At 40.1% G+C, this 12,964-nt stretch carries 9 protein-coding genes; 1 reads left to right on the top strand and 8 read right to left on the bottom strand.

The features are described 5' to 3' along the window. Positions 1-56: 56 nt before the first annotated feature. The 7 genes from FI644_RS11840 to FI644_RS11810 form a co-directional block, all read right to left on the bottom strand. Complete coding sequence (locus tag FI644_RS11840; protein WP_053478689.1) at positions 57-1,007, bottom strand: N-acetylglucosamine kinase; 951 nt, start codon at positions 1,005-1,007, stop codon at positions 57-59. Next, the gene (gene argH, locus FI644_RS11835; protein WP_053478854.1) at positions 1,000-2,499 is read right to left on the bottom strand and encodes an argininosuccinate lyase; all 1,500 of its coding nucleotides are present in this window, start codon (positions 2,497-2,499) and stop codon (positions 1,000-1,002) included. The genes FI644_RS11840 and argH overlap by 8 nt, the downstream gene beginning before the upstream one ends. 48 nt (positions 2,500-2,547) lie before the next feature. After that, the gene (locus tag FI644_RS11830; RefSeq protein ID WP_142108381.1) at positions 2,548-3,279 is read right to left on the bottom strand and encodes a creatininase family protein; all 732 of its coding nucleotides are present in this window, start codon (positions 3,277-3,279) and stop codon (positions 2,548-2,550) included. A gap of 15 nt (positions 3,280-3,294) precedes the next feature. Beyond that, positions 3,295-5,022 (bottom strand): ABC transporter permease, encoded by a 1,728-nt coding sequence (locus FI644_RS11825; protein ID WP_053478687.1) that lies wholly within the window; start codon positions 5,020-5,022, stop codon positions 3,295-3,297. 42 nt (positions 5,023-5,064) lie between these two features. Beyond that, positions 5,065-6,135 (bottom strand): ABC transporter ATP-binding protein, encoded by a 1,071-nt coding sequence (locus tag FI644_RS11820; protein ID WP_142108380.1) that lies wholly within the window; start codon positions 6,133-6,135, stop codon positions 5,065-5,067. A 66-nt stretch (positions 6,136-6,201) separates the two neighbouring features. Further along, positions 6,202-7,293: an extracellular solute-binding protein gene (locus FI644_RS11815; RefSeq protein WP_053478686.1), complete on the bottom strand. Its 1,092-nt coding sequence runs from the start codon at positions 7,291-7,293 to the stop codon at positions 6,202-6,204. A 127-nt stretch (positions 7,294-7,420) separates the two neighbouring features. Beyond that, entirely contained in the window at positions 7,421-8,626 is a 1,206-nt protein-coding gene (locus FI644_RS11810; RefSeq protein ID WP_142108379.1) for an ROK family transcriptional regulator, read from the bottom strand. A gap of 327 nt (positions 8,627-8,953) precedes the next feature. Here FI644_RS11810 and FI644_RS11805 point away from each other — a divergent pair, with 327 nt between their 5' ends. After that, the gene (locus tag FI644_RS11805; RefSeq protein ID WP_369692283.1) at positions 8,954-11,464 is read left to right on the top strand and encodes an NEW3 domain-containing protein; all 2,511 of its coding nucleotides are present in this window, start codon (positions 8,954-8,956) and stop codon (positions 11,462-11,464) included. Positions 11,465-11,592: 128 nt separating this feature from the next. On the opposite strand, the gene FI644_RS11800 is transcribed toward FI644_RS11805, so the two are convergent. Continuing rightward, on the bottom strand, positions 11,593-12,942 hold the full coding sequence (locus FI644_RS11800; RefSeq protein ID WP_142108377.1) for a diguanylate cyclase domain-containing protein: 1,350 nt from the start codon (positions 12,940-12,942) through the stop codon (positions 11,593-11,595). Positions 12,943-12,964: the final 22 nt, after the last annotated feature.

Here is a 12,964-nt window from a genome sequence, read left to right as displayed (position 1 = left end):
TACGATTGAGAATGGGAAATGGTTCATTTAAAGATAAAAAAAAAGGGGATTCCCCCCTAAAGATTTAAGCCCCGTTTAATGATAAAGGTAATCGGCTTTTGATCGGTATCAATAACTTTTACTCTCTCAGCTTTTCTTTTCAGGCAGTCTAGTACACGATTCCTAATATAGAGATTGTTTTGAATCACACCACCTTGTAGAATTAGCTGGAATTCTTCCCTTGCAATTCCCGCTTTATCAATTGTGGTTTCTAATAGAAGGGTTAGTTCGGATGCAGCATCGTCTAATATGCCTTTACTCACTTCATCACCCATTTTATACGCCTCTTCCACTAAAGTAGTAAGCGCACCTACATCGTCAACACAATAAGATGGACTATAAACCCAATTATAAAGGTCCTCTACTTTATTAAAGCCAAACTTCTGTAATATTAGCTTTGATAGGATCGTCTCTTTTTCTCTTCCATCATTCATCTTCAAAACGGATCGAATCGCTTCCTTCCCAATCCAATAGCCACTGCCCTCATCTCCAACTCTATATCCCCAGCCCCCCGTTCGAAAAAAGCTCCCGCGGCCGTCATGAGCAAATACGATCGATCCTGTTCCAGAGATTAAAAGAGCACCAGCCTTATTCTGTGTAGCACCTAATAAAGCAGATAAGCAATCATTCTCAACTAACAGCATATGAGTAGCTAACCCCAGCTGCTTAATGGTTTCTTCTACAATCTCTCTTACCTCTACCTCATCATTTGTCGTATCAATTCCTGCGAGTGCAAACACCGTTTTCTCAAACTGAACTGGACCGCTATTCCGTGCGGCAACTTCAACTAACGCTTCCTGGATAGATGTAACAAGCGCCTTTATAGCCAGTTCCTTCCCAATCACCTGATAATTAGAAGCACCTGCCTTGCCCTCTCCGAGAATCGAACCTGTACTATCCGTTATCACAGCTAGTGTCTTCGTTCCCCCTCCATCAACAGCAAGAAGATGAAAAGACTGATCATTCATTGACAATATTCCATTCTTTAATAATGGCTGTTACGTTTTCTTTTGATACTCGTAATTGCTCGTTCCTATCAATAAGCCAGTTTGACAAATCCGTCTGTTCAGCCAATCGGACTTTAATCGTTTTCTCTAATCTGCTTGGGCTTGGACCTCCTTGCAATGTACGAATTTGAACAAAATATTCTGGGCTTAGGCATTCTGATAATTCCTCTTTTGTCAAAGTAGAAGGTTTCCCAACAATTAATTTTGATTGGGCATTTAATAGATCAAGAGTAAGAGCTTCAAGAGACTTATTTCCGTTTTTCATTAATTCCTTTACTGTAGAGCTTACTACGTGGTGCGCTTGGCGAAATGAAAGCCCATCCGCTCTCACCATCGTATCAGCCAGTTCTGTTACATTCGCAAAGCTCTCTTTTGCACGTTTTAAAAGGTTTTCCTTATCTACTTCCATTGTTAATAAAACAGAAGATAATAGTTCATAGACGCCGCCTAACGTCTCCATGGACTTCCAAATATATGGCTGCATATCGTCTTCCGTATCGACAATATCCCCAAATGGCGTATTATGCAGCATAAGAAGGACGGTTTGACAATCGCCGGCAACACTGGATAAAAGTGCCCGCATATGCTCGATAGACACAGGGTTTCTTTTTTGAGGCATAATGGAACTAATTTGTACGTAAGGTGCTGAAAGGATAAAGGCTCCGAATTCTTGTGTTCCCCATAACAGGAAGTCCTGAATAGACCGTCCCAAATTCAAGGCTGAAAGCTGAACAGACGTAGCTACTTCCGCAATATAATCTGCTCCGGCAACGGCATCCCATGCATTATCAATCATGCCTTCAAACCCTAGCAGCTCTTTCACACGCTCCCGGTTAATAGCAAATCCCGAAGTAGTTAACGCTGCCGCTCCCATACTGCTTCGGTTCACGGTCTCATAAGCAGCCCGCAGCCGCTTAATATCACGAGTCAGCATATCCGTCATCGCATTAAAATAATGAGCGAGTGTAGTAGGCTGTGCTTGCTGCGTATGAGTGTATCCAATCATAATCGTATGTTTATGCTCATCAGAAAGTTCAATTAGAGCTTCTCGCAGTGTGAGGGCTTTCTCCAATAAGGTCAAAATCTTTTTCCTTAGCGTCATTCGGTAAATCGCAATGCCCATGTCATTTCGGCTCCTGGCAATATGCAAATTACCCGCAATATCACCGGCATCTTCAATTAAGTCATGTTCTACCTGAAAAAACAAATCTTCAAATTGCGGATTGTAGTTCCCGGTCTTTATCTCTTCTGTATTTAAGCTGGAAACAGCTTTAGCAATCTTTTTTGCTTCTTCTTTCTCGACTAATCCCTCTTCAACAAGCATAATTAAATGGGCAAAATGAATATCAACCATTGAATCGATAAAGTGTTTCTTTGCCTCATTATAAGCTGGCTCTAACACCATAGAAGTATAGGTCTTAGATGGAAAGTGAGTGCCTTCTTTATCAATCATTCGTTCTCTAAGCGATGCTTTCACAGCAAACAGCCCTTTCCTGCAAATTTATTGATCTAACCAGTTTCTTATCAGCTCATTCATATGAATTGTTGCTTTATCTACAATTTTCTTTCCAGCTTCCTCTGATGTTTGTTGAATGAGACCTGTATAGCCATCCCATGATTTTGGTGTTCCTTCCACAAGAATATAAGGAAAGCTGGAGAGTGGGGCAGCACCAATAAATTCTTCATCTTCTTTCCTTACCGTTACTAGGTCTGGACGGAAAGCTTTTACAGCAGACATTTCATATGGGCCCCCATGCCCCCTCCCGCTTGTACCTTTAAAACCAATTTCCTCAGCAGCATCGATCTCAACCATTTGCCACCAATTAATCAGCAGAAAGCTTACATCCTTATGCAGGCCAGTTACATATTCCGCAACGGTTCTCGAAATCCCCATATTCCCATCATGTGCATTTAGAAGCAGAATTTTTTTAATTCCCTGACTGATAGCTCCTAATGTAAGATCAATTAAATACTCTTGAAAAATGCCTGGTCTAATCGAGATCGTGCCTGCATATTTAGATGTTTTTCCCGGACATGCTGTAAAAGGAATCGTTGGAAGAGTGACCCCTCCTAAGTTCGGGTCAATTTTTTCCGCGAATCCATCTGCCAAAAAAATATCCGTTCCTAAAGGAGAATGGGGACCATGATATTCGAAACTTCCAAGAGGTACAACAGCAAATGCGGCATTTTCTAATAATTCGAGATCTCTTCCATGAATTTCACTAGCCTTCAATGATAAAACCTCCTCCTAAATAACAGCTCCTGCCTTCCCATTTGTTAATTTCTGAGAAATAAACAAGACAAAAATGATTAACAAAATTTGCAGCACGCCGTATGCACAGGCAGTTCCAAATTGGAATGCATACATCTTTTGAAAAATAGCAACAGAAAGCGGCATGGTCGAGGTGCTATATATAAGAATAGAAGCAACAAATTCACCCAGTCCTTGAACCATTGCCAACAAGGTTCCTGCTAATATCCCAGAAAAAGCCATTGGCACAACCACTCTTCTAAACGTATACCACCAGTTGGCACCTAAGCTTCGAGCAGCTTCCTCCACCGACTGATCCATCTGCATAAGCGCTGCCGAGGTCGACCGGAAAATAAGCGGCAAATGCCGAACAAAATAAGCGAGCGGCAAAATCCAGAATGTACCGATTAATACTTGATTAAAGCTAAATACAGATGGCTCACTGAAAGCAGCAATTAAATTAACTGCGACAACTGTTCCAGGAAGAGCCCATGGAATCATAATTAAAATATCGAGGAGAGCCTTTCCTTTAAACCTTGTTCGGATCATGGCATAGGCTGCAGCAACCCCGAAAAGAATATTTCCAATGGTTGCAACAAAACTCATTTGTAAGCTGTTCCAGATTGGGCGCCACGTTCGTTCATCGGTAAACAACGCAATGTAATGATCGAGTGTGTAGGCTGGCGGAATAATTTGAATCGTCCATTCTCCATCCACCGAGAAAGAGATAAGTACGAGTACAAGAATCGGCAGCATGAGAATAATGACCCCGATAAAGGATAGAAACATAGAAAGGTATTTCATAAAAGGTGTACGCAGCTCTGTCCGATGGACACTAATCCCTTTACTTTGATTCTGAAAGTTACGTCTTCCTTGGTACCATCTCATCATAATTAAGAAGGAGATGGAAACAATCGAGAGAATAGTCGATTGAGTAGCAGCCATATCTAAATTTCCATTCGTTCGAGATAAATAGATTTGCATCGTCATCGTTCTCTCTACCCCAAACATTAATGGAGCTGTATAAGAAGCCATCGCAATCATAAACACGAGTAATGAGGAAGCAACCATCGCTGGTGTTAACATCGGAAGAATGACTTTTACCCAAATACGTATTCTTCCAGACCCTAAGCTTGTAGCTGCTTCTTCTAAAGAAGGATCAAGCCCTTTAATGGCTGCCGACGCAGTCAGGTAAAAATATGTATACATTGTAAAGGTATGAACAACAATGACCCCTGTAATGCCTTTTAATGAGAAGGGAACGGACTCAAGATTAAATAATGCTTGAAGAGATCTTGGAATGATCCCGCTTTCTCCATATAAGAAAGTAAATGATAATACTCCCACCAAAGGCGGCAAGGCCATAGGAACAAGCACGAGAATGGACAGAATTTTCCTCCCCGGAAACTCATACCTTTCTATTAGGAAGGCCATTGTCACACCGACAATCGCACAAGTAATCACACTAATGACTGAAATATAGATACTAGTCCAAAGCGCCTCAAGGTTGGCTGTACTTTCCAGACTAAAGAAACGTTTATAGTTTCCGATTCCAGCTCCTTCGGTACCTACCACACTTTGAATAAACGTTTGATAAAAAGGATAGATTACGTAGGCTAAGAGCACTAAGAAAAGAGGGGAGATTAAGATATAGATGAAATATTTAGATTGTGTAAGTCTTGACCACCGGCTCTCCTGCTGTGAAGCTGTTTGATTCGTATTCATGTTTTCACCTTCTATTCGCTTGAATAAGTTCCATAAAGAAAACTACTCATTTATAAAGTAAACACCCTTTTCTGGTACATAAAGAGAAATGGAATCTCCTCGTTTAAGAATTTGATTTCCTTTATTAATAATCATGACCTTTAAAATGGATGAACCCACCTTAACAAGATAATTAATACTAACCCCAGTAAATTCAACTAATTGAATCGTTCCGTGTAATTGATTTGGGCCTTGACCTTCAAATATGGCCTCTGGACGAATGGAAAGTTTCACTTTCTTTCCTACTTCTAGTTTTGGCTGATCAGCCTCTGTGTCTAAGACTCCTTCTACGTGCAGATCACTATCTACTTTCACCTTCACCGCTGTTCCGCGTATCTCTGTCACTTCACCTTCGAGCATGTTCGATTCTCCAATAAACGATGCAACAAAATGATTCGCAGGCTTATTATAAATTTCTTGCGGACTGCCGATCTGTTGAACGACGCCTTCTTTCATGACCATTATCCGATCAGACATTGTCATCGCTTCCGTTTGATCATGAGTAACATAAATCGTAGTTACGCCCAATTCCACTTGAAGCCGTTTAATTTCCAATCTTGTTTCTTCACGTAATTTTGCATCCAAATTTGATAAAGGTTCATCCAATAATAAAATATCCGGTTCGATCACTAGAGCACGTGCTAAAGCCACACGCTGCTGCTGGCCGCCTGAGAGTTCATTAATCTTTCTATTTCCATATTTATCTAGATGGACGAGTTTTTGTGCTCTTTCCACTTTTTCTTTGATGACTGATTTCGATAATTTACGAACCTCAAGTCCAAAAGCAATATTTTCAAAAACCGTCATATGCGGGAACAGGGCATAGTTTTGAAATACCATCCCAATATTTCTTTTATTCGGCTGAAGGGTCGTTACATCCCGGTTATCAAAAAAGATCTTTCCCTTCGTTGGGTAGTAAAAGCCTGCGATCATTCGGAGTGTCGTTGTTTTCCCACATCCTGAAGGCCCTAAAAAGGTGAAAAACTCACCCGGCTTTACATCAATTGCCACATGTTCTACCCCTTTAGCTGTTCCAAACATTTTGCTCACATTATCAAGTCGTACACTTTTCACCAAAACCACCTCGCTATGTAGATAAAAGGGGGTGAAAAGATTCTTCACCCCTTTTAAAATAGACTATTAATTTTTGCCTTTAATATTTTCATCCCAATGCTGCATCCACTCAGCTTCTTTTTCTGCCATGACTCCCCAGTCTAGATCTAATGATTTCAGCTCAATATCCTTAAACCAATCAGGCATTTGATCCTTATCAATGTCCGTACGGGTAGGAATTTGATACAAGTCCTCCGCTAACGTTGCACGGGTTTCAGGGTCAAAAAGGAACTCGTAGAATACTTTTGCATTTTCAAGATTCTTTGCACCTTTAACAAGACCAACTGCATCTACAAGAATAGGTGCTCCACTCTCTGGGTAAACAAAATCAAATGGCTGGTTATGCTCGTTTTTTTGTAAAAGAATATCCTGTAAATTCCATAAGGAGATGGAACCTTCCTGACGAGCTAGCTTTAAGTACAGATTAGTAGGATCTTGGGCATATTCTTTTGTATTCGCATCAAGCTTGCTTAGCCACTCGTAGCCTGCCTCTGGATTATCCGCTCCTTGCTCGTGAATCATTGCTGAATATATCGTTCTCATCGTTCCCGAAGCAAGTACGCCACGGATGATAATCTGATCCTTCCACTTTGGATCAAGCAGGTCATCCCAATCTTGGGGAGCTTCTTCTTTTGAAAGCATATCTGAGTTGATCATAATCACTTCCGGTAAAAGCATCTCACCATACCAGCGTCCGTCTTTGTCTTTATGCTCTGGCAGAATGCTCGCATCAAAGCTCGGCTTAAATGGTTCTAATAAATCTTCAGCAGCACCTGTCATAAAGGCAGATTGTGTACCGCCCCACCAAAAATCGGCTTGAGGGTTCGACTTTTCTCCACGAATACGTTCAAGAACTTGCTGCGCACCCATTGTAAGGACATCTACTTGAATATCAGGGTACTTTTCATTAAACATCCCTACAACTTGGTCGACGATCGTTTGATCACGAGCCGTGTAGATGACTAACTTTCCGCTGTTTTCTGCCGCCTTTTCCCCGCCTGAATTGTTTTCTTTTTCTCCACTGCTTTCATTGCCCCCACCTGTAGAATTACTGCATGCGGACATTATTAGCATGAGTGCGACAATTAAAAAAACAAATAAACGATTCTTCCTAAACATGATGAACCCCCTTAAAATAGATTAATTTATCCTTAAAGCAGGCTTAGAAATTATTCTCTGTTCTAGATGTTGAAGCCATATAAACCCGCTTTAGAACCAAGTAATTAAATGCCTATTTGCGTTTCCCCTAGTTTAAAACGCTTTCAAATTCTCGCAAGAATAATGAAACCGCTCCTAGCACTTCAGCATTCTCCCCTAACTGTGAGGTGTTTAATTCTACTGAACTAGGAAGATATTGATACACAATTTCTCGCAATCTAGGTAAAATATAATCCGATGATTTAAAGACACCGCCACCCAATATAATGACCTCTGGATTTAGCAAGCTGGCAGCATTGATGATTCCATAGGCTAAATGTTCAATCGCGTCATCCACAACCAGCCGTGCCGCTTCATCGCCTTCTTTTGCTAATGTAAAGGCTATTTCACCTGTCAATTCTGATTTACTAGCTTCCTCAAACATTGGATGGTCTTGCTTTTGCCGGATAAGCTTAGTCAATCTTTCACCGATCGCTTTCCCCCCAGCAACGCTTTCCAAGTATCCATATCGATGGAATATAGGTTTAAATTCATTTCTCATATCATTTTTATCAGTAACCATATACCCCATTTCCCCTGCTGCACATGAAGAGCCGCGGTATAGCTGATTGTGAATAATTATTCCGCTGCCGATACCTGTTCCAACAGCGATAAAAAGAATATTATCTTTTGATCTCCCATTCCCTAGCCATTGCTCTCCTAGAGCTGCTACATTCACATCGTTATCGACAAATATCGGGAACGAGAAATAACGCTTAGCTTCGGTAATAAATGGATAACGGACCCAGTTAATACTCGGTGCTTCAACTACGACACCATTGGTTGGTTCAGTGATGCCAGGGATTCCTACCCCCATCCCGAGCATTTTACTTGAATCAAGCTGATACGTCTGAATCATACCGTTTATTTCTTTATGAATTTGTTTCAGCAAACCCGTTTGTAAATAGTGATTTGTTTTGAAGCTGCTTGAACATATAATATTACCGATCAGATCACATATGACAGTTTTGACTTTCGTCCCGCCAATATCCGTCCCAATCACATATCCAGCCTTTTCATTAAAACAAAGCTGAATCGGTCTTCTCCCACCTTGCGAAGAAGCCATCCCTATTCCCTTTTCCAATACCCAGTTTTCCTGAACCAGTTCATCTACTAGCAGAGAAACGGTCGGTTTGCTTATTTGAAGCTTGGATGCAATCTCCGCACGAGAAATAGGCTGATTTTCTTTAATACATTGAAGCACTACTTTTTTGTTCGTTGTTTTCAACGGAGTGGAATTTCTTTTACTACTCATGACATCACGGCCTTAATCGTTATGGTTAGTAAGTTTTATTAATTAACTAAAATATACAATAGTGGATAATCATTTACAACAAATTTTTGTAATTTTTTTAATAAATATATTTTAAAATAGTTGTTCTACACCAAATATATAGGTAGATGTTACTAATTTAATTTTCTGAATATATAGATATTTACAAACGCACTTAGATACAGGTACTATTAATGGAGATTATCCGTGCAGTTAGTTAATTGAATTAACTAACCTACGAGATAATATAGAGAAAGGAGGATATTTTCCCGCTTTGTTTTTTATCTAAATATGAAAGGGGTTTCAAAATTGAAAAAGTATTTTAGCTGGTTACTTTCTTTTCTGTTAATTGTTTCTTTATGGCCCATTGCGAGTCACGCAACTGAAACACAGGAACCTGATGTAGAACTTTGGAATGCTGTTAAGCCTCTTGGAACTACTGTCACTTTTGTCAACACTGGGGCACATCCGGATGACGAGAGAAGCGACTTTCTCGCTTATTTATCAAGAGGACTTGGCATCAAAACCTCAAGTCTAATTGCTAACCGCGGGGAGGGCGGGCAAAACGAAATCGGAAGTGAACTAGACAATGGACTCGGGATTATTCGATCCAGAGAAATGATTGAGGCAGCAAAGATCACTGGTGTAAAGGCCTACCATCTTAGCGAGACAACTTCTGACCCTATTTATGATTTTGGATTTTCGAAAACCCCTGATGAAACATTAGAAAACTGGGGACAGAATCTCACCTATGAACGATTGATTCGCTTCATTCGAACGTATCAGCCTGATATCGTCATGCCATCTTTCAGAAATGTTGATACACAGCACGGGCACCATCGCGCAATGGAAATATTAAGCGAAAAGGCATTTAAAGATGCGGCAAATCCAGCTATTTTTCCAGAACAGCTTAAAGAGGGATTATCCGTCTGGCAGGTTAAAAAGTTATACTTGCCTGCTGAATCAAAGGATACTGCGACAACCTCTATTGAAATTGGAAAGTATGATCCAATTTATAAAATGACTTATCCTCAATTGGGAGAGGAATCCCGCTATATGCATAAAAGCCAGGGCATGGGCAGTGACATCCCTGCTGAGCCAAGACAAGTTCATCTGGAATTATTAAAGAGTGCTGTTGATACAAATGGCAGCAGCAATCTGTTTGCAGGGATCCCTTACAACTTTAAAGAGTGGGCTCAAAAACTCCCAAAACAAGAAAAAGACCTGCAAGTACATTTCACAAAACTTCAAGAATCACTAGACTCCATCATCTCTGCGTATCCTAGCAATGATCAAGTATTTGAAAAAACCCAAAAAGCACTTAAGGACGTTCGACAAATCCAAAAGAAAACAGAAAAAGCAAAGCTTGACCCACAAGTAAAGTCTGACTTGCTTCATAAGCTTTCGTTAAAAGAAGAGCAATTACAAACGGCAAGCGTGAAAGCCTCAGAATTATCTGTTGAAACCAGCCCAGAAACAAACATTCTTACAAAAGGGCAAAAAACAACTGTCAAGGTGAGCATTCAAAATAACGGGAATAAGAAAGTAAAAAAGGTAGCAGCTGAATTAGTTGTACCGAAAAATTGGAAGGTTTCCAAATCCAATTCCCCTAAAGACTTAGACCCTGGTAAAAAAGTTGAACTAAATTATGAAGTACAGGTGCCTAAAGATGCAGAATACTATCATGCTTACCTTGATTCAGTCATCCGCACGAAAGTTCAGTATGAATTTAATGGTACGCAAACTAGTCAAATCAATGAACTGAAAGAAACCATTGCCGTCTTGCCTGATGTCGGCATCACGTTATCTCCAGAAGACATTGTCGTAAATTCAGCGGATGTTCAGGAAGAAATTCCAGTAACAGTTAAAGTCAAAAACTACTTAGATGGAAAAAACACTTCCTCTGTTTCATTAATCGTACCAGAAGGATGGAAGGTTTCTCCTAGCAAAAAAGAGGTTGCCTTTACTGCTCAATTAGAGGAAAAAGAGGTTGCATTCAAGCTGACACCTCCTTCCGATATTCAAGATGGCAGCTTTGCCATTCGTGCTGAAGCAGCTGCAAACGGTCAAACATTTGATTCAACCGTTCAGGAAATCAGCTACGATCACATCGGAACGTTTTATTATATGTATCCTGCACAAGTAAATGGTGTGGCGTTTGAACTGTTAAAGAATGATCAATTGAAAATTGGTTATATAGATAGTGGTTTCGATAAAGTAGCAGACTATCTAACTAATACAGGATTCAACATTACAAAGCTTACTGAAGAGGATTTGGCAACAGGCGATCTTAGTCAATACGATACGATCGTGACTGGGATTCGTGCATACCTCTCAAGAGAAGACCTAGTCAAAAACAACGATCGTCTCCATAAATATGTCGAAAATGGCGGTCACTTAGTCGTTCAATACCATAAACCAAATGATGGATGGGATGCTCAAAAGACCGCCCCTTATCCATTAACCATCGGAAACCCATCCATTAAGTGGAGAGTGACAGACGAAAATGCAAAAGTCACTGTCCTAAATCCAGAATCCTCTTTATTCAACTATCCGAATAAAATTACTGATAGTGATTGGGAAAACTGGGTTCAAGAAAGAGGATTATATTACCCAATGAAATGGGACAGCAGCTACGAAACATTCGTCAGCATGGGCGATCCAAATGAAGATCCTTTCGATGGCGGCATCCTGATGGCCAAACACGGGAAAGGGACCTATCTTTATACGAACCTCGTATTCTATCGGCAAATTCAAGGCCAAGTACCTGGTGGCTATCGCATATTCACAAACCTAATTAGCTATGGAGCCAATCAGTGATTTGGGGGTTCCAGCCTTTATAGCAGAATGACCTGCTAGTAACCGAAAAAATATGTAAAAGCAGAAGTCAATAAATAAAAAGGAAAGTTCTATAAAGAGAATTCTTTAAGAACTTTCCTTTTTTAATTTTACTCATGACCCTTAACCAAATACATCTCTGCATCAGCCTGCTGCAGCATCTTATCCAGATGAGCCTGATTAGCTTCCATAATCATTGACCTGCCAACACTTGCTGAGACACGAATCGATACGCCATCTACTTCAAACGGACGATTCATTGCCGCATGAATTCGGGTGATGGCTGCATTTGCCATGGCATCATCCACATTAGATAATAAGATGACAAACTCATCTCCACCCAGCCGGCATAATAAATCCATTTCAGCAATCTCCCCTTGTATTCGCGCTGAAACCTTTTGAAGCAAACGATCACCAGCATCATGACCATACGTATCGTTTACCTGCTTAAAGGAGTTCATATCAATAAAAAGAATCGCTAATGTTCTCCCCATCTTTTGCAGGCTTTCAAAACATTTCTTAAGCTTATACCTATTTGCTGCACCTGTTAATGAATCATAATAAGCTAGCTTTTTTATCTGTTCTTCCATCTGTTTTTGTTTCGTAATATCGATTAAGATCCCTTCTATCTTTGCCTCTCGTTCTGTTTCATTCATGAAAGACACACCTCTGCATTGCAGCCATGTGACGTCCCCTTTGCTGTTTACAATTCGATATTCAACTGTGCGAGCTTTCCCTTTCTCAATCTCAGAAAATGCATGCTTAAGAATGCTGCTATCCTCTGAATGTATGTAATTTTCAATCATCAGCTTGCCGCTAATCTCTAGTGTATCTGATAGTTCCGGCAGGTTAGGCAGGTGATTGGATAGAGATAATCGATCAGTGGATCGATCATATGACCATGCAATAATGTTCGTTTGCTGCAGCACATGGTTCAACTTACTACTAGATTCTTCCGTCCGCTTCCATAGAAGAAGGGTCGCCTTAATAAACAATAATAAGAATCCCATCAGAAATAATCCGAAAATCAGGAAGAAAACAAAATCTCCGCTAGCCACATTCGGAAAAATCTCATTTCGAAAAGAAAAGAATGCATAAAACGTAAGAAGCAAGGAACCTATCCCTGCAAGCAGTACTGCTCGATAATTTTGGTAAACTGCACTTAAAGGAAGACCTAGCCACATGAATAAATAGTTAATTAAATAAGGTGAATCCGTCAGCAGAAAAAAGAAATAAAGATAAGTAAATATGACGAACGTATACATAGTTAAAACGGGGTTGATCTTTTTAATAATAAACAGCAGCAGTATAGACGCAGCAATAAAAAACAGGATAACTGGCGGAAACACACTAGCAATCCCCTCAATCGAGATATTTATAGAAACTTGTACAAAATAAAATACAACAATCAAACTAAAAAGAATTACGTTTCGGTGATGGATTACTTCTTTATATATCATACGAATGTCAATCCTATTCAAT

The sequence above is a fragment of the Cytobacillus solani genome (genome assembly GCF_006704205.1).
Taxonomy (GTDB): Bacteria; Bacillota; Bacilli; order Bacillales; family Cytobacillaceae; genus Cytobacillus; species Cytobacillus solani.
The sequence above is the reverse complement of the archived record's forward strand: the minus strand, read 5'-3'. Positions and strand labels throughout refer to the sequence as shown.